Genomic DNA, 17,736 nt, shown 5'->3' on the forward strand with positions numbered 1-17,736 from the left:
TCAATGAATTATTGACGGAGAATTGCCATTGATCGCCGTGTCAATTGGTAACTCATTCGGCCTTGGGGGCGGACCGAATGGAAAATCCCTGTCACCGATTGTTGAAAATCGGTGACGAATTGTGAGTTCAGGGGAGCAGCGCGCCCGGTGTCGAATGGCCGGCGCGCGATTGGCCATTGAAATCGCTGGGAATGTCCGGGGTGGCGGGGCCATCCAGCGGGGCCCGCCGCCAGTGCCATTGCAGGGCCCGTGCCGCCGCCGGGTCCAGCCACCGGGCCAGCGGGGCGGCGTCGCGCTCGTCCACCACGCTGCGGTCGCGCCGCCAACTGCCGCCGTCGACGAGGTTGGCCTGCAGGCGGGCGCTGGAGCCCGCCCGCACGGTGATGCCGGCCGTATTGATGAGCGTGTTGTGCACCACCCGCACGTCCACACCCCGGTTCACGTCCACGCCCGCGTCGTTGCAATGCGCGACCACGTTGTTGGCGGCGAGGCCACCGCGGTGCTCAAACGACCGGCAGGTGCCGTCGCGGCACACCTGGGGGTCGGTGCCACCGCCGCCCACCGAAATGCCCACGCGCTCGCCGGGTTGTGAAATGCCCTGGGGCGTGCAGACCACCAGGTTGCGTTCGATTCGGATGTCCTCACTGGCGCCCTTGGCAAATAAGCCATAGGCCACGCGGTTGCCCTGGGTTTTCACGAAATGGGCGGCGTGGTTGTCGTGCACGCGCCAGCGGTGGGCGCCGACCAGATCGAGCATGACCACGGGTTGGGCGGTGTCGCGCGGGCTGGTGTTGCTCAGGGTGTTCCAGGCCAGCTCGCCTGCGTCGGGCCAGTTGCCGTTCTGCCCATTGACCTTGATGGGGGCATTGAAGTCGCTGAGCCGGTTGTTGCGGATGCTCACCCGCGCGCCGCGCCCGATCACGTGGAAGGCGTGCTCGCAATCGCCGTGGCGCGCGCAGGTGCCGCGGATGTCCAGGTTCTCGAACACCCAGTGCGGACGGTCGACGCGGATGCCGTCCACCTGGGCGAAGGCGAACCACACGGTGCCCGGGCGCTCGGCGCGCAGGGCGATGGGGGCGTCGGCCCTGCCGTCCTGGCCCAGGCGCAGGGGAGCGTCGAAGGGGTAGAGGCCCGGCGCCACCACGATCTGCGTGCCGGGCGTGGCCCGCAGCAGGGCGTCTCGGATGGCCTGCGGGGTGTCGACCGCCCAGCGGGTGGAGAGACCGGCCGGGAGCGGAAAAGACTCGGGGCGCTGGCCCTTGCCCAGGTCGGGCAGGGGGCCCGGAGGCGGCTCGGGCTCCACCCGCGAGCGCAGGGCGTACAAGGGCGGCAGCAGCCAGCGCTCCAGCCGGGGGTGGCCCTGCAGCCGGCGTTCGGTGTAGCGGATCAGTTCGTTGGGACTGCGGCTGGTGGCCTGGTCCCAGACGGCCCGGCCCCGTTCGGTGCCGGCCAGCCAGGCCAGCGGTGCCAGGGTCAACAGCAACAGAAGGCCAAGCGCCAGCGCGAACAGCTTCACGCGGCGTCGCCCATACGGGGGAGGGTACGACGAAAGTGCCATATTCGTTCGCTATCATGCCGCGTCCCCGCCATGAGGGACGCCGAACAAGGGATCCGCAATGAAAGTGACGGTGGTGGGAACGGGCTACGTGGGGCTGGTCAGCGGCGCCTGTCTGGCCGAGGTGGGCAACGACGTGCTCTGCCTGGACGTGAACCCCGAGAAGATCCGCATTCTCGAGTCGGGCGGCATCCCGATCTACGAACCGGGCCTCAAGGAGATGGTGGCACGCAACGTGGCCGCCGGCCGCCTGCATTTCACCACCGACGTGGCGCGCGCCGTGAACCACGGCACCATCCAGTTCATTGCCGTCGGTACGCCGCCCGACGAGGATGGATCGGCCGACATGCAGTACGTGCTGGCCGCGGCGCGCAGCATCGGCCGCCTGATGACGGACTACAAGGTGGTGGTGGACAAGAGCACCGTGCCCGTGGGCACCGCCGACAAGGTGCACGCCGCCATCGCCGACGAACTGGCCCAGCGCGGCGTGAGCACGCCCTATGCCGTGGTCTCCAACCCCGAATTCCTGAAAGAGGGCGCGGCGGTGGACGACTTCATGAAGCCCGACCGCATCGTGGTGGGCGGCAGCGACGAGCAGGCCATCTTCCTCATGCGCGCGCTCTACGCGCCGTTCCAGCGCAACCGCGAGCGCCTGCTGGTGACCGATGTGCGCAGCGCGGAACTCATCAAGTACGCGGCCAACGCCATGCTGGCCACGCGCATCAGCTTCATGAACGAGCTGGCCAACCTGGCCGAGAAGCTGGGTGCCGACATCGAGATGGTGCGCCAGGGCATCGGCTCCGACCCCCGCATCGGTTACCACTTCCTCTACCCCGGCGCGGGTTACGGCGGCTCCTGCTTCCCCAAGGACGTGAAGGCGCTGATCAAGACCGCCGCCAGCGACGCCGACCTGAACCTGCAGGTGCTGAGCGCCGTCGAGGCCGCCAACGACGCGCAGAAGCAGGTGCTGGCGCGCAAGCTCAAGCAGCGCCTGGGCGCCGACCTCAAGGGCCGCCACATCGCGCTCTGGGGCCTGGCCTTCAAGCCCAACACCGACGACATGCGCGAGGCGCCCAGCCTGAGCTTCATCGAGGAGGTGCTGGCCGCGGGCGCCACCGTCACGGCCTACGACCCGGCCGCCATGCCCGAGGCGCAGCGCATCCTGGGCGACGAGCCGCGCGTGCGCTACGCCCAGACGCCCAACGAGACCCTGGAGGGCGCCGACGCCTTGGTCATCGTGACCGAGTGGAAGGAGTTCCGCAGCCCGGACTTCGACCTGATCAAGGAGCGCCTGAAGCAGCCGTTGATCGTGGATGGCCGCAACCTCTACGACCCGGTGTTCGTGCGCCGCATGGGCTTCGACTACCTGGCGATCGGGCGCTGAGGCTCAGACCCAGCCCAGCGCCCCCAGCACCCCGCCCGCGCCGATCAGCCACAGCAGGTGCAGCCGGGTGCGCCAGACGATCAGCGCGGCCACCGCCGTCAGCAGCCACAGCCGCCAGTCGCGCGCCGGCTGGTCGTGCGCCGCAGTGAGCACCCAGCCGGTGGCGATGAGCAGCGCGATCACGATGGGCGCCATGCCCGCCTTGAAGGCGCGCACCCCCCGCCGCTCGCGGTGGCGGTGCGCCCAGCGGGTGGCCGTGTAGGTGAGCAGCGAGGACGGCAGCAGGATCGCCACCATCGTCACACCCGCGCCGAACAGCCCCAGCGCCCAGGCGCGCCAGCCCGCCGCGGGCCCGCCCGCCGCGTTGATGCCGATGTTGAAGCCCAGCAGCGCGATGAACAGCACGTTGGGCCCGGGCGCGGCCTGCGACAGCGCGATCGAGGCGGTGAACTGCGCGTCGCCGAGCCAGCCGTGCTGCACCACCAGGTAGCGGTGCATGTCCGGTGCCACGGTGATGGCCCCGCCGACCGCCAGCAGGGAGAGCGTGAGGAAGTGGGTGAACAGGTCCAGCCAGTCCACGGCCAGGGGCAGGGGGGCCATGGCCTCAGCCCCCCGTGCGGCCCAGTTGGCGCCAGGCCCAGGCGCAGGCCAGCGTGCCCAGGCCCAGCAGCACCCATGCCAGCGGCCAGCGCAGCAAGGCGATGGCCACGAAGGTGCAGGCGGCGAAGCCGATGCACACGCCCGGCCCCATGACGTTGCTGCGCAGCGCCGCCACCAGCTTCAGGCCGGTGGCGGTGATCAGCCCGGCCGCCACCGCGCCCATGCCGCGCAGCGCGGCCTGCGCCTGCGGCAGCGTGGCGAGCTGGCTGTAGAGCACGGCCAACAGCAGCAGCAGGGCCAGCGGTGCCAGCAGCATGCCGGCCAGCGCCGACAGCGCGCCCCGCAGGCCGAAGTGCCGCCCGCCGATCATCAAGGCCAGGTTGACCACATTGGGGCCCGGCATGATCTGCGCGACCGCCCAGTCCTCGACGAACTGGTCGCGCGTGAGCCAGCGGCGTTTTTCCACCAGCTCGCGCTGCACCACGGCCAGCACGCCGCCAAAGCCCTGCAGGGCCAGCCAGGTGAAAGCGGTGAAGAGTTCGGCGCGCGAGCGCGGCCGCAGGGGGGCTTCGTCGGGAGCGGGCTCAGGCATCGCGGGCCAGCATGCGGCGCACCATGTCGGCGGTGAGGGGCTTGGTGACGTAGCCCTGGATCACCGGCAGCTCGGCGGCGCGCTGGCGGTCCTGCGGCGCGTCGGACGAGGTGAGCATCAGCAGCACGGTGGCCGGCTTGCCGCTCAGCAGATCGGTGGCCTGGTGCGCGACCTCGAAGCCATCGAGCACGGGCATGTTGATGTCCAGGAAGATGCAGGTGGGCAGCGCGAGCGGGTCGTCGCGCAGGAAGTTCAGTGCGTCCACGCCGTTGTCGAAGACCCGCACCTCGCCGGTGAAGCCGGCCCGGCGGATCATGATCTCGTGGTACACGTTGTCGGCGTCGCTGTCGTCGATCAGGATGAAACGCGCGGGGGCTGCCATGTGTGGGGGTCCTCAGGCGCGACCCGCCGGAGGCAGGTGCAGGGTGAAGCGGCTGCCGGCGTCGGTGGACGAATCGAGCGTCAGGCGGCCTTGGTGGAGTTCGGCGATGCGCTGGCAGATCGGCAGGCCCAGGCCGGTGCCGTCGTAGCGGCGGCGGTTGTGCAGGCGGTTGAACAGACCAAAGATGCGGCCCTGGTGCTCCTGCGCGATGCCCACGCCGTTGTCGCTCACGTGGATCTGGTCGAGCTCGCCGCTGCGCGAGGCGCCCACGGTCACCACCGGCGGAATGCCGGGGCGCGTGAACTTGAGCGCGTTGCTCACGAGGTTGTGCAGGGCCACGCGCAGCAGGCCGGCGTCGGCCATGACCACCGGCAGGGCCGTGTTGATCTCGATGCGGCCCTGGCAACGCTGCAGCACGGGTGCCAGGTCTTGCGTGACGTGTTGCGCCAGGGCGGCCGGGTCCACCGGCTCGATGCGCAGCGGGTGGGTGTCGAGCTGGGCGAACTCGACCAGGTCGTCAAGCAGGCGGCCGATGCGCCGGCCCCCTTCGCGCACGAAACCCAGGTAGCGCTGCGCGGCCGGGATCAGCTCGGCTTGGTGGTCCTCCACCAGCAGCGAGCTGAAGTTGTTGATGGTGTTGACCGGCTCGCGCAGGTCGTGCGAAAGCATGTAGATGAAGCGCTGCTGCTCCACCGTCTTGCGCTCCAGCAGCGCGACGGTGCGGTTGAGTCGGACCTCGTTGCGCTTGAGCGTCTCGACGTCCTGCGCGCCCTGCTCCAGCAGGGTGGCCGACAGCGCGGCTAGGTGGCGCAGTCCGTCGACCTGGGGGGCGGACAGCCGCCGGGGCCGAACGTCCATGACGCAGACCGTGCCCAGGGCCAGGCCGTCGGCGGTCACGATGGGCGCGCCCGCGTAGAAACCCAGGTCGGGCTGTTCGCGCAGGAGGGGGTGGTGCTGCACGCGCGGGTCGTGGCGCATGTCCTCGATCACCAGCACCTCGCCGGGCGTCTGGATGGCGATGGCGCAGAAGCTCCAGTCGCGTGGGGTTTCGCTCAGGGGCAGGCCGATGCGGGCCTTGAACCACTGCCGCTCGGCGTCCACCAGCGAGACCAGGGCGATGGGGGTGTCGCACAGGGTCTGGGCCAGGGCGGCGATGCCGTCGTAGGCCCGGTCGGGCAGGGTGTCGAGCACGCCCAGCGCGCGCAGCCGCGCGAGGCGCGGGCCTTCTGAGGCGGGCGGCGGAGAGGGCTGCATCGGGGGCTTGGGGCGAGCAAAACCCCGATTTGTAACACGCTGGCCCGCCGCCGGTTGTCCGCCGGGCGGCTGGACAGGGTGTGATATTCCTCACATCCCCTCATTGGGGGATGCCAGATTCCGAGGGCCGCCTCAGACCGACATGCCGCCGCTGACCTCGATGACCGCGCCGTTGACGTAGCTGGCGTCGTCGCTGGCCAGGAAGGCGTAGACGCTGGCGATCTCCTCGGGCCGGCCCAGTCGGTGCAGAGGCACGCGCTGGCGCAGTTCGTCCAGCACCTTGTCGGGGATGGTGGCGAGGATGGGCGTTTCGATGAACCCCGGCGCGACGGCATTGACGCGGATGCCCTTGGGCCCCAGCTCGCGCGCCCAGGTCTTGGTGAAGCCGATGACGCCGAACTTGCTGGCGGCGTAGTTGGTCTGGCCATAGTTGCCATACAGGCCCACCACCGAAGAGGCGTTGAGGATCACGCCGTGGCCCTGGCGCACCATGGCGTCGGCCACGGCCTGCGCGCAATGGAAGACGCCGCGCAGGTTGACGTCGATGACGCGATCGAACTGCTCGATCGTCATCTTCTGCAGGCGCGCGTCCTGCGTAATGCCGGCGTTGTTGACCAGCACGTCGATGCGGCCATGGCGCGCCAACACCTTGGCCACCACCCCGTCCACTTGCGCGCGCTCGGTCACGTCCAGCGCGTGGCCCTCGGCCTGGGCGCCCAGGGCCTGGCAGCGGCGCACGGCCGCGTCCACGGCCTCGGGCTTGAGGTCGGCGACGATCACGGTGGCGCCTTCGCGGGCGAAGGTTTCGGCGGTGGCCAGGCCGATGCCCTGGGCGGCGCCGGTGATGAGGCAGACCTTGTTCGACAGTCGGGACATCGTTCGGAGTGTCAGTACTGGGGTTGGAAGCGGCGGATGGCGTCGCGCGCCGCGCCGTCGAGCAGGAAGCCGCGGCCGAAGCGGCGCGCCAGCAGGTCGCAGCGGCGCTCGAAGGCTTCGATGCCCTGGCCGTAGATGAATTGCAGCGCGCCCCCCGTCCAGGCCGGGAAGCCGATGCCGAAGATGGAGCCGATGTTGGCGTCGTGCGCGCTGGTGAGCACGCCCTCGGCCAGGCAGCGCGCGGTCTCCACCGACTGGCGGTAGAGCAGGCGGTCCTTCACGTCCTGCAGCTCCCAGGGCAGCTTGGGGTCCTCGAATAGGCCCTTGAGCTCCACCCACAGGCGCTTGCGCTGGCCCGCCGGGTACTCGTAGAAGCCACCACCCGACGCGCGGCCCGCGCGCCGCAGGGTCTTGACCATGCGCTCGACCAGCAACTCGCCGGCGCCGGGTTCGTAGACCTTTCCTTCGGCCTTGAAGTCGGCGCGCGTCTGGTCGAGCACGTGCACCGAGAGCGCGAGCGAGGTTTCGTCGAGCACGGCCAGCGGGCCCACGGGCATGCCGGCCTGCACGGCGGCGTTCTCGATCACCGGCGCGGGAATGCCTTCGCCCAGCATGGCCGCGCCTTCCATCACGTAGGTGCCGAAGGTGCGGCTGGTGTAGAAGCCGCGCGCGTCGTTCACCACGATGGGCAGCTTGCCCAGCGCCAGCACGTAGTCGTAGGCGCGCGCGATGGTCTCGTCGTCGGTGCGCTGGCCGCGGATGATCTCCACCAGCTTCATCTTGTCCACCGGGCTGAAGAAGTGGATGCCGACGAACTTCTCGGGGCGCCGGCAGGCCTTGGCCAGGCTGGAGATGGGCAGGGTGGAGGTGTTGCTGGCGAAGAAGCCGCCGGGCGCCAGTTGCTCCTCGGCCTCGCGCGTGATCTGCGCCTTGACCTCGCGGTTTTCGTACACGGCCTCGATGATCAGGTCGCAGCCCTTGAGGTCCTTGGGGTGGTCGGTGGGCTGGATGCGGTCGAGCAGGCCGAGCTGCTCCTGCACGCTCATCAGCCCCTTGTCGACGCGCATCTGCGTGAGTCGCTGGCTGTAGGCCTTGCCGATGTCGGCGGTCTCCAGGTTCACGTCCTCCAGCACGGTGTTGATGCCGCGGCTGGCCTGGGCGTAGGCGATGCCCGCGCCCATCATGCCGGCGCCCAGGATGCCCACCTTGCGCGGCGTGAAGCGCGGATGGTCCTTCGGACGCGAACCGCCGCCGCGCACGGCGTTCATGTCGAAGAAGAAGGTGTTGATCATGTTCTTCGCCACCGGGCTCACGATGAGCTGGGCGAGGTAGCGGCTCTCGATGCGCAGCGCCGTGTCGTAGTCGACCATCGCGCCTTCCACCATGGCGGCCAGCGCGGCCTCGGGCGCGGGGTACAGGCCCTGCGTCTTCTGCCGCAACAGGGCTGGCGCCACGCTGAGCATGCCGGCCACCTTGGGGTTGCTCGGTGTGCCGCCGGGCATCTTGTAGTCCTTGGCGTCCCAGGGGTGCTGGGCCGTCGGGTGGGCGCCGATGAAGGCCTCGGCCGCGGCGCGCAGGCTCAGCGCGTCGGGCGCGAGCTCGTGCACCAGGCCCAGCTCCAGCGCCTCGCGCGGACCGAACAGGCGGCTTTCCAGGATGAAGGGCTGGGCACCCTGCAGGCCCAGCAGGCGCGTCATCTTGGTGATGCCGGTGGCGCCCGGGATCAGGCCCAGCGTGATCTCGGGCAGCCCGAGCTGGATCTTGGGGTGGTCGATGGCGATGCGGTGGTGCCCCACCAGCGCCACCTCCCAGCCGCCGCCCAGGGCGGCGCCGTTGATGCAGCTCACCACCGGCACGCCCAGGGTTTCCAGCGTGCGGAAGTTCTTCTTGGTCTGCTCGATCTCGGCGTAGACCTGGCGCGCGTCGCTGGCCTTCAGGCGCATCGTGCCCTTCAGGTCGGCGCCGGCGAAGAAGGTGCTCTTGGCCGAGGCCAGGATGATGCCCTTGATGAGCGCCTTGTCGCGCACCACCAGGCCCGTGACCGTGGTGAGGTCGCGCTGCCAGTCCGTGCACATGGTGTTCACCGGCGAGCCGGGCTCGTCGAAGGTGATGGTGGCGATGCCGTCGTGCAGCTCGTAGCGGATCGTTTTCATTCGTTCAGACCCGTTCGATGATGGTGGCGATGCCCATGCCCCCGCCCACGCACAGCGTGGCCAGGCCGCGCTTGAGGCCGCGGCGCTCCAGCTCGTCGAGCAGGGTGCCCAGGATCATGGCGCCGGTGGCGCCCAGCGGATGGCCCAGGGCGATGGCGCCGCCGTTGACGTTGACCTTGTCGTGCGGCACGCCCATCTCGCGCATGAACTTCATCGGCACCGCGGCGAAGGCCTCGTTGACCTCGAAGAGGTCGATGTCGACCACCGTCAGGCCGGCTTTTTCCAGGGCCTTGCGGCTGGCCGGCATGGGGCCGGTGAGCATGATGGTCGGGTCCGCGCCCGACAGGGCCGCCGCGACGATGCGTCCGCGTGGCGTCAGGCCGTGCGTGCGTCCCGCCGCCTCGCTGCCGATCAGCACGGCCGCCGCGCCGTCGACGATGCCCGAGGAATTGCCCGCGTGGTGCACGTGCTCGATGCGCTCGACCTGCGGGTAGCGTTGCAGGGCCACGGCGTCGAAGCCCATCTGGCCGAGCTGTTCGAAGGCCGGCTTGAGCGCGCCGAGGCCTTCCAGGGTGGTGTGGGGCTTGATGAACTCGTCCTCGCCCAGCACGGTCTGGCCCAGCATGTCCGTCACGGGCACCACGGAGCGGTCGAAGCGGCCTTCGCCGCGCGCACTGGCCGCGCGGCGCTGCGACTCGAGGGCGAAGGCGTCCACGTCCTCGCGGCGAAAGCCTTCGATGGTGGCGATCAGGTCGGCGCCGATGCCCTGAGGCACGAACATCGTCGCGCTGTTGGTGGCCGGGTCCTGGGCCCAGGCGCCGCCGTCCGAGCCGATGGGCACGCGGCTCATGCTCTCCACGCCGCCGGCCACGACCAGCTCTTCCCAGCCGCTGCGCACCTTCATGGCCGCCAGGTTCACCGCTTCCAGGCCCGAGGCGCAGAAGCGGTTGAGCTGCACGCCCGAGCAGCGCCAGTCCCAGCCGGCCTTGAGCGCGGCCACCTTGGCGATCACCGAGCCCTGCTCACCGATGGGCGAGACCACGCCCATGACCACGTCATCCACCGCGGCGGTGTCGAAGTCGTGCCGCCGCTGCAGCGCGCTCAGCGTGCCGGCCAGCAGATCGATCGGCTTGACCTCGTGCAGGCTGCCGTCCTTCTTGCCCTTGCCACGGGGCGTCCGGATGGCGTCGAAGATGAAGGCTTCGCTCATTGTCATGACCTCCGCGCAGCGGGCTGCGGTGCGAGCGCCTTCGAAACGGCGGGACGGCGCTCATGGTTTGTCCCCGGTGGTGACCGATACCTCGGCCCAGTATATTGACTTTCGCCAAGCAGTTGCTTGCCAAAAATCCCCCAACCGTCCAGTCGGTGACAGCATGATCGAACGCACCCTCTTCAACAGCGACCACCAGGCCTTCGCCGACGCCTTCCAGCGCTTCGTCGACAAGGAGATCGCGCCCTTCCACGAGGCCTGGGAAGAGCAAGGCTACGTGGACCGCGAGGTCTGGCGCCAGGCCGGGGCCAACGGCTTTCTGTGTCCGTCCATGCCCGAAGCCTACGGCGGCGCGGGCGCCGACCGGCTCTACTCGGTGGTGCAGATGGAGGCGCTGGCGCGCGGCGGCTTCAGTGGCATCGGTTTCGGGCTGCACAGCGAGATCGTGGCGCCCTACATCCTGCACTACGGTACCGAGGCGCAGAAGCGCAAGTACCTGCCGCGGCTGGCCAGCGGCGAGATGGTGGGCGCCATCGCCATGAGCGAGCCCGCGGCCGGCAGCGACCTGCAGGGCATCAAGAGCACCGCCTTGTTGCAGCCCGACGGCAGCTATCGCCTCAACGGCAGCAAAACCTTCATCACGAATGGCTGGCACGCCGACCTGGTGATCGTCGTCGCCAAGACCGATCCTTCGGCCGGCGCCAAAGGCACCACGCTGCTGCTGGTGGAGCGCGGCATGCCCGGCTTCGACAAGGGCAAGCGCCTGAAGAAGCTGGGCCTGAAGGCGCAGGACACCTCCGAGCTGTTCTTCGACAACGTGGCGGTGCCGGCCGACAACGTGCTCGGCGGGCCGGATTTTCTGGGCCGGGGCTTCGTCTGCCTGATGGAGCAGCTGCCCTGGGAGCGGCTGCAGATCGCCATCGGCGCGGTGGCGGCGGCCCAGGCCGCCATCGACTGGACCGTGCAGTACGTGAAGGAGCGCAAGGCCTTCGGCAGCACGGTGGCGGCCTTCCAGAACACGCGCTACACCCTGGCCGAGCTGCAGACCGAGGTGCAGGTGGCGCGCGTGTTCGTGGACAAGTGCTGCGAGCTCGTCAACGAAAACCGCCTCGACTCGGCCACCGCCAGCATGGCCAAGTACTGGTGTTCCGACCTGCAGTGCAAGGTGATGGACGAGTGCGTGCAGTTGCACGGCGGCTACGGCTTCATGTGGGAATACCCCATCACCCGCGCCTACGCCGACGCGCGCGTGCAGCGCATCTACGGCGGCACCAACGAGATCATGAAGGAGCTGATCTCCCGGCAGATGGGCCTGGGCGGGCGCTGAAGACGCGCGGTCCGAAACCGGTCATGCCAAACCGCTGGCATGGGTGTAGGCTGTGGCTCGGCACGGTGGTTGCTGGAGCGCTTGGCCATGAAAAACGCCGACATCAAGCAGTTGGCCCTGATGTGCGAGCTGATCGATACGCAAAGCCTCAGCGAGGCAGCGGCCCGGTTGGGCATGACGCCGTCGGCCGCCAGCCAGTCGCTCAGCCGCTTGCGCGCCGCGTTCGCGCAAGAGGTGTATATGCGGCACGGCAATGCCTACCGGCTCACGTCCCACGGCGAGCGTGTGATCGGTGGCATCCGGACCATCGTCAAACGCTGGAACGAGAGCCTGCAGGCCGTGCAGGGCTTCGATCCGTCCGAGAGCGCAATGCGGTTCAACGTGGCCTGCGTGGGCCACTCGGCTCTGCCCGATTTCGTGCAACTGCAGGCCGATCTGCGCGAACAGGCGCCGGGCGCGCGGCTCGATCTGCAGGTGCCCCTGTACAACGCGGTTGACTTCCAGCTGCTGCGCGCGGGCCGGCTCGATGTGCTCTGCGCCAGCGCGCCGCCGCCGGCGGACGCGCGGGATATGCGGCATGAGCTGCTCTGTTCGCACGCCCTGACGCATGTGCTGCTGAGCAAGTCGCACCCCCGCGTGGGTGACCGCATCAGCCTGGCGCAGTACTTGGCCGAGGAACACGTGGTGGCGCACTACCGCAACCTCGACGCGGCGTCGCGCAGCCCGCTGGACGCCGCCCTGCAGGCGCGGGGCCAGGTTCTGCGCCGCTCGACCTACGTGCAGTCCCTGTGGACCTGCCTGCAGTTGGTATCGCGGGGCGACTTTCTCATGACGATGTCGGCCGACGGCGCCCGCGTGGTGGTGGCACTGCTGAGCCAGGTGCGCAGCCTGCCCTTGCCCCCCGACTTTCCGGCGGTGCGCAGTGAGCTCCACATGATCTGGCACGAACGGACCGATCGCAGCCGCCCTCACCAATGGCTGCGCGAGCGCCTGCGGGCGGTGTCACGGGCCGCGGGCCGGTCGATGGAGGTGCCTGCGTGAGTACCGAAGGTTTCGGTGGGTCGCGCGTTGCACGCGCCATCGGCACGGCCGACATGCGTCAGATCGCGCTGATGGTGGCGCTGCTGGACGCGCAGAGCCTGAGCCAGGCCGCGGAGCGCATGGGCCTCACGCCGCCGGCGGCCAGCCAGTCGCTGCAGCGACTGCGCGAGTTCTTCGGCGACGAGCTTGTGCAGCGCCAGGGCTCGGACTATGTGGCCACGCCCCTGGGGCAAGGCGTGCTGGCGTCGTTCCGGGAGATGGTGCATCTGTGGCAGGACATCACCTCGGGCGCGCCTTTCGACCCCGCCAGCGGCGAGGCGCATCTGAGGATCATGAGTGCCGAGGGCTTCACGCGGGTCGACCTGAACGCCTGCTACAGCGCCATCGTGGCCCTGGCGCCGCATGTGCGGCTCGATGTGCGCGAGCCCGACGCGGCCACCGGGGGCTACGAGGGGCTGCGAACCGCGGACGCCGACGTTCTGCTGACCGCGTGGCCACCCCCCGAGGACGACCCGGATTTGCACGCTGAGCCGTTGCCGGCGACCACGTTCACCCATTGCTGCCTCAGCGCGGCGCATCCGCGCATCGGCGACAGCTTGAGCCTGCAGCAATACCTGGCCGAGCACCACCTATTGGCCTCGGTGACGATGCGCGCCACCGAGGCCGCCGTGCTGCCCATCGACCGCTGGCTCAAGAGCATTGGCCTGCCGCCGCGGTCCTGCAGTGTGGTCTATCCCATTGATCGTCTGGCCCACGTCTTGTCCACGACGGACCGTTTGGCCACGGTGGCGCCCATCGATGGAAATGACCTGCGCCGACGTGCCCCCGGGCTGAGGCTACTGCCCTTGCCGCCCGAACTGCCCCGGTCCTGGCGCCCGAACTACATGGTGTGGCACCACCGCACCCACCAAAGCCCGCCCCACCGCTGGCTGCGGGAGCGGCTGCGGGAACACGTGGCGCTGGATCCTGTGGTGGCGGCCTAAAGCGGGACGACGGCGCGGCGGCCGTCAGCGCACGAGGCGGTAGAGCTCGTGCACGCGCAGCACGGCGATGGCGGGGCCTCGGGTCCTGACCATGAGGTCAAAGCACTCGAAGAACAATTCGCGCAGGGCTTCGGCGTCGGTGAGGGAGATCAGCGTGGCGTAGAGCGCCTGGTCCGAGGCCTCCAGGTAGTTCACGTAGTGGCCCACCGTCTGGACGACGATGCCGCGCGCGCGCTCCATGGCATCGGCTGGGGATTCGTGCGGCGGGGCCGCCGGGCGGGGCGCCGTCTGCCAACGCGCCATCAGCATGTCGAGCATGGAGGCGGTCAGTTGCGACTCGGCAAAGGCGGCATGGCTCATGGTGGCTCCTGGGTCCCAACGGCGGCCGGCAACCTGGTGGGCGGCGACTGGCCCCGGCTCGGCATGGACGCGAATCTAGGTGGGCCCCGTCACCCTGTCGATTTCGAAGTTAGCAAGGACGATTTAGCAGCGCTAAAAACCGGCCCGATGAGGCCGTCACAGTACTGCGCTGGCAGTACGTTCGCACCATTCGGTGCCGCCTCAAGCGCCGCTTAGGCGAAGGATGAACCCTTCAGGGGTATCCGGCGGGGCGGCGTGATCGGCCACCACCCAGGCGCGGCTGGGGTGCTCGGCGACCTCGGTCAGGCAGTCGGCCAGAAAACGGGCCGACGGGGCGTCCAGCGCGGCGAAGGGCTGGTCGATGAGCGTGACGGGCGCGCCTGTTGCCAGCGCGGCGGTGAGCCAGACCTTGCGCCGGCTGCCGGTGGACAGCATGTACAGCGGCTTGTGCAGGTGCTCCGCCAGGCCGAAGCCGTCCACGAGATCGGCCAGGGCGGCCTCGCTCAGGCCCGGCCAATGCGCGCTCAGGCCCTCCAGGTAGCCGGCGGCGGGCAGGGCGTCGTGGGCCTCGGTCTGGGGATCGATCCAGAACACCTGGCGGCGGTAGGCCACCGGGTCCTCGTCGGCCCAGTGACCGGCCGCCCACAGCCGCCCGGCCTGGGGCGCCAGGGCGCCCGCCAGCAGCGACAGCAGGGTGCTTTTGCCGCAGCCATCGTCGCCGGTGACCCAGGTGAGGCCGGGGCCGAGCGCCAGCGAGAGGCCATTGAACAGCGGCCGGCCGCCGGGCCAGGCGAAGCGCAGGTGGTCGGCGCGCAGCAGCGGGGTCATGGGGGGTCAGTAGGGCAGGCGCAGCCGCTGGCCCTGGTGGACGATGACCGCGCTGCGCGGGCCGATCGACTCCAGCCTGAGCCCCGGCACGATGTCCTGGCCTTCCTGCACCACCTGGCCGTCGACGATGAGCATGCGCAGCTTGGGGTTGTCGGCGTAGGTGCTGCCGCTGAGTTTGAGCGGTGGCAGGGCCGCGCGCGCCGTGGGGCTGAGCTCGTTCACGCGCGGCAGGTGGGTGTCGCCGCTGGTGGCGGGGGCGGGCATTGGCGAGGGCGTGACCGGGGGCGGCGCCACGGGTGGGGTGGGTGGGCGCGCCGGCGCGGCGGACGGAGCGGGCGCGGGCGGCGGTGGCGGTGGTGGCGCCAGGATAGGCTGCACGGGCACGGCCGGTGCCGGTGCCGGTGCCGGTGCCGGTGCCGGTGCCGGTGCCGGTGCCGGTGCCGGTGCCGGGGCAGGGGCAGGGGCAGGGGCAGGGGCAGGGGCAGGGGCAGGGGCCGCGCCCGTGCGGGGCGGCGGCGCCGGAGGGGGCTCGGGTTTGAAGGCCGGTGCGGGCGAGGGGGCCTGGGCCACCGGCCCAGGCGACGGCGCCGAAGCGCCGTCGCGCATCAACCACCAGGCGATGCCGGCGATGGCGGCCGCCAGCACACCGAGGCCTATCCACAGCGGGCCGCGCGAGGGCCGCGCGCCACCACGCGCCGCCGGCGGTTCGCTTGCCCGTGAGGGCGGCACCTGGGTGTGCAGGCCCGGCACGCGGCCGCGTTCGCGTTCGGCGTCGGCGCGGCGCAGGGCGTCGAGGATGTAAGACATCGGAAGCTCAGGAGCGGGGCAGCAGCCGGGGCTCATCCACCCCGCTGGCCAGGTTGATTTGCATGAAGGTCACCGGGCCCGCCGGGCCGCCGGCGTCGATGCCCTGCGCGCGCTGGAAGGCCAGCAGGCGCGCCGCCAGATCCTGGCCCGAGACGGGCACCCGGCCACTGGCCTGCAAGGCCGCGATGCGCTCGCCGAGCCAGCGGCCAGCCGGGCCGTCGCGGCCATCGGCCAGGCGGCCGGTGTGGCCGGGGGGCAGGCGCCACAGCGTGGCGTAGTCGCCGCGCCAGGCGTCGGCCAGTTCGGTCAGGGGCACGCGCCAGCGGCGCTCACCGCGTGCCAGCACGGCGCTGTCCGCGTCGAGGGAGGTGAGCAGCAGCCGGCCGCTGTCGCCGCCGGGCAGGCGCAGGTTCAAGATGCCGGGGCGGTCGAGCTGGCGCAGGCCATGCACGGTCATGCGCGAGGTGCGGTAGCACTGCAGACCGCCGGCCAGCGCGTGTTCGCAGGGGTCGCCGCTGTCGGCCAGCGCGGCGCCCCACAGCGGGGCCAGTTCGCGCCAGGCCTCGGCCTCGGTGGCCAGCAGGGTATCGCCAGCGGGCCAGCCGGAGGTGGGGGCGGGATCGCGGGTCGTGGCGGGGTCGGGCGGGGCGCTGGGGCTGATGGCGGGCGCTGCCGCGGGGTGGTCGGTGACGGGAGGGGCGACCGGGGCGGCGGCCACTGGGGCGGCGGGCCCGGCGGCGGCCGGCGTGCCCGACCGCTGCAGCCAGAACCACAGCACCGCGGCGGCGACCAAGGCGCCCACCACAGCGCCGGCCAATGCGCCCATGCCCGCAGTGCCCAGGCCGGTGGGACGCGCGGCACCCATCGGACGGGCACGCCGGGGCGGTGGCGGGAAGCCGGCGCCGTCGAACACCTCGCCGGCGGCCTTGTCGACCACCGTGCGTTCGACGCGGCTCTGCCCGTTCGCGTAGGCGCCGAGCAGGGCGCGGTCGCACAGCAGGTTGATGCGGCGCGGCACACCGCGCGACAGCTCATGGATGCGTTCGATGGCGGCTGGCGAGAACGGCAGCGGCCCCTTGAGGCCGGCCACCTGCAGGCGGTGCTGGATGTACTGGCGTGTCTCGGCGGCGTCCAGGGCGTCGAGGTGGAAGCGCGCGATCACGCGTTGGGCCAACTGCTCCAGTTCGGGCCGCGCCACGATGCCGCGCAGCTCGGGCTGGCCGATGAGGATGATCTGCAGCAGCTTTCGCTCGCTGGTTTCCAGGTTGGTGAGCAGGCGCAGCTGCTCCAGCACATGGGGCGTGAGGTTCTGCGCCTCGTCGATGATGAGCAGGTTGCGCTCGCCGCGCGCGTGGCTGGCCAGCAGGAATTCGTTGAGCGGATCGAGGTGGTCGTGCACCGTGGCCGGGCCCAGGCCCTCGTGCTTGACCTCAATGCGGAACTCGCGGCAGATGGACTTGAGCAGGTCCGCGACCGTCAGGCGCGGATTGAAGATGTACGCGACGTTGCAGTTCTCGGGCACCTGCTCCAGGAAACAGCGGCAGATGGTGGTCTTGCCGGCGCCGATCTCGCCGCTGAGCAGCACGAAGCCGCCACCGCCCCGCACGCCATAGAGCAAATGAGCGAGCGCTTCGCGGTGGCGCTCGCTCATGAACAGGTAGCGGGGGTCGGGCGCGATCGAAAACGGGTCGCTCTGGAGCCCGAAAAACTCGGCGTACATGGCCCCGAGCATACCGGGGCCCCCCGGGGCGGGCAAACCGCCCGCCGGGGGTTCGGCGCAGACTTAGGCCGCCAGCTGCATCGACGGCTTGGTGCCGGACGACGACGCCTTGGCCGCGCCGTTGGCGGCGCACTCGACGTCACCCGAGAGCTGGCCGCCTTCCTCGATGACGATCTTGCCGTAGCGGATGCGGCCGGTGACCCTGCCCGTGGCGTGGATCACCAGCTTCTGGCGCACCGTGAGGTTGCCGTCGATGGTGCCGTAGATCTCGGCCAGGTCGACCTCGCACGAGCCCTTGAAGGCGCCTTGCTGCGCGATCTGGATCACGCGCGAGTCCATGGTCGCCTCGACCGTGCCCTCGACCACCAGCGTGTCGCAGTCGGTGATCTCCACGCCCTTGAGCTTGATGTTCGGCCCGACGGTGAGCTTGCTGCCGCCTTCGGGGGTGGTGGTGGGCGTGGTGCTGGTGGCAGGTTTCACCTCGGCCTCCTGGGGAACCACCGGCGTACTGCTGCTGGGGGAGGTTTGTGATTGACCGTAAGCCGTGTTGCGCGGTGTGGCCATGCCGCCGCTGCCCAGGGGGCGGGAGGGCTCGTTGTCGCGTTTGCCGAAGTGCAGTGCCATGGGTTTCTCCTGAGGTGTAGTGGGCAGAAGTCCCCATGCT

Annotated in this window: 17 protein-coding genes; 4 read left to right on the plus strand and 13 right to left on the minus strand. The window is 70.3% G+C overall.

Going from position 1 to position 17,736, the window contains the following annotated elements:
* Positions 1 to 127: 127 nt before the first annotated feature.
* Positions 128 to 1,516, minus strand: a complete 1,389-nt coding sequence (locus BGO22_RS05690) for a right-handed parallel beta-helix repeat-containing protein (RefSeq protein ID WP_254668184.1) — start codon at positions 1,514 to 1,516, stop codon at positions 128 to 130.
* Between the two features lie 100 nt (positions 1,517 to 1,616).
* On the opposite strand from BGO22_RS05690, the gene BGO22_RS05695 reads away from it, so the two are divergent.
* Complete coding sequence (locus BGO22_RS05695) at positions 1,617 to 2,939, plus strand: UDP-glucose dehydrogenase family protein (RefSeq protein ID WP_070400071.1); 1,323 nt, start codon at positions 1,617 to 1,619, stop codon at positions 2,937 to 2,939.
* Positions 2,940 to 2,942: 3 nt separating this feature from the next.
* On the opposite strand, the gene BGO22_RS05700 is transcribed toward BGO22_RS05695, so the two are convergent.
* From BGO22_RS05700 to BGO22_RS05730, 7 genes are all read right to left on the minus strand, one after another.
* A complete protein-coding gene (locus tag BGO22_RS05700) occupies positions 2,943 to 3,539 on the minus strand; it encodes a chromate transporter (protein WP_070400072.1) in 597 nt (198 codons plus the stop codon).
* Positions 3,540 to 3,543: 4 nt separating this feature from the next.
* Positions 3,544 to 4,131 carry a chromate transporter gene (locus tag BGO22_RS05705; protein ID WP_070400073.1) on the minus strand — a complete coding sequence of 196 codons (588 nt, stop codon included), beginning with the start codon at positions 4,129 to 4,131 and terminating at the stop codon, positions 3,544 to 3,546.
* A complete protein-coding gene (locus tag BGO22_RS05710) occupies positions 4,124 to 4,513 on the minus strand; it encodes a response regulator (protein WP_070400074.1) in 390 nt (129 codons plus the stop codon). The genes BGO22_RS05705 and BGO22_RS05710 overlap by 8 nt, the downstream gene beginning before the upstream one ends.
* A gap of 12 nt (positions 4,514 to 4,525) precedes the next feature.
* Entirely contained in the window at positions 4,526 to 5,767 is a 1,242-nt protein-coding gene (locus tag BGO22_RS05715) for a sensor histidine kinase (RefSeq protein ID WP_070400075.1), read from the minus strand.
* 132 nt (positions 5,768 to 5,899) lie between these two features.
* Positions 5,900 to 6,643 (minus strand): 3-oxoacyl-ACP reductase FabG, encoded by a 744-nt coding sequence (fabG, locus tag BGO22_RS05720; RefSeq protein WP_070400076.1) that lies wholly within the window; start codon positions 6,641 to 6,643, stop codon positions 5,900 to 5,902.
* Positions 6,644 to 6,654: 11 nt separating this feature from the next.
* Positions 6,655 to 8,796 (minus strand): 3-hydroxyacyl-CoA dehydrogenase NAD-binding domain-containing protein, encoded by a 2,142-nt coding sequence (locus BGO22_RS05725; RefSeq protein WP_070400077.1) that lies wholly within the window; start codon positions 8,794 to 8,796, stop codon positions 6,655 to 6,657.
* A gap of 4 nt (positions 8,797 to 8,800) precedes the next feature.
* Positions 8,801 to 10,006, minus strand: coding sequence for an acetyl-CoA C-acetyltransferase (locus BGO22_RS05730; RefSeq protein WP_070400078.1), 1,206 nt, complete (start codon positions 10,004 to 10,006; stop codon positions 8,801 to 8,803).
* Positions 10,007 to 10,169: 163 nt separating this feature from the next.
* Between BGO22_RS05730 and BGO22_RS05735 the strand changes: the two genes are divergently transcribed.
* The 3 genes from BGO22_RS05735 to BGO22_RS05745 all read left to right on the plus strand — a co-directional run bounded on the left by BGO22_RS05735 (position 10,170) and on the right by BGO22_RS05745 (position 13,357).
* Positions 10,170 to 11,333: an acyl-CoA dehydrogenase family protein gene (locus tag BGO22_RS05735; RefSeq protein WP_070400079.1), complete on the plus strand. Its 1,164-nt coding sequence runs from the start codon at positions 10,170 to 10,172 to the stop codon at positions 11,331 to 11,333.
* An 87-nt stretch (positions 11,334 to 11,420) separates the two neighbouring features.
* Positions 11,421 to 12,374 (plus strand): LysR family transcriptional regulator, encoded by a 954-nt coding sequence (locus tag BGO22_RS05740; protein WP_070400080.1) that lies wholly within the window; start codon positions 11,421 to 11,423, stop codon positions 12,372 to 12,374.
* Positions 12,371 to 13,357, plus strand: coding sequence for a LysR family transcriptional regulator (locus tag BGO22_RS05745; protein WP_070400081.1), 987 nt, complete (start codon positions 12,371 to 12,373; stop codon positions 13,355 to 13,357). Before BGO22_RS05740 ends, BGO22_RS05745 begins: the two co-directional genes overlap by 4 nt.
* 24 nt (positions 13,358 to 13,381) lie before the next feature.
* On the opposite strand, the gene BGO22_RS05750 is transcribed toward BGO22_RS05745, so the two are convergent.
* The 5 genes from BGO22_RS05750 to BGO22_RS05770 all read right to left on the minus strand — a co-directional run bounded on the left by BGO22_RS05750 (position 13,382) and on the right by BGO22_RS05770 (position 17,696).
* A complete protein-coding gene (locus BGO22_RS05750; protein ID WP_070400082.1) occupies positions 13,382 to 13,717 on the minus strand; it encodes a hypothetical protein in 336 nt (111 codons plus the stop codon).
* Positions 13,718 to 13,918: 201 nt separating this feature from the next.
* Positions 13,919 to 14,545, minus strand: coding sequence for an ABC transporter ATP-binding protein (locus BGO22_RS05755; RefSeq protein ID WP_070400083.1), 627 nt, complete (start codon positions 14,543 to 14,545; stop codon positions 13,919 to 13,921).
* Between the two features lie 6 nt (positions 14,546 to 14,551).
* Positions 14,552 to 14,809 carry a general secretion pathway protein GspB gene (locus BGO22_RS05760; RefSeq protein WP_254668185.1) on the minus strand — a complete coding sequence of 86 codons (258 nt, stop codon included), beginning with the start codon at positions 14,807 to 14,809 and terminating at the stop codon, positions 14,552 to 14,554.
* A 550-nt stretch (positions 14,810 to 15,359) separates the two neighbouring features.
* Positions 15,360 to 17,072: an ExeA family protein gene (locus BGO22_RS05765; protein WP_286849609.1), complete on the minus strand. Its 1,713-nt coding sequence runs from the start codon at positions 17,070 to 17,072 to the stop codon at positions 15,360 to 15,362.
* Positions 17,073 to 17,135: 63 nt separating this feature from the next.
* Positions 17,136 to 17,696 carry a bactofilin family protein gene (locus BGO22_RS05770; protein ID WP_070400086.1) on the minus strand — a complete coding sequence of 187 codons (561 nt, stop codon included), beginning with the start codon at positions 17,694 to 17,696 and terminating at the stop codon, positions 17,136 to 17,138.
* Between the last annotated feature and the right edge of the window lie 40 nt (positions 17,697 to 17,736).

The organism is Hydrogenophaga sp. 70-12 (assembly GCF_001897365.1).
Classification (GTDB): domain Bacteria; phylum Pseudomonadota; class Gammaproteobacteria; order Burkholderiales; family Burkholderiaceae_C; genus Hydrogenophaga; species Hydrogenophaga borbori.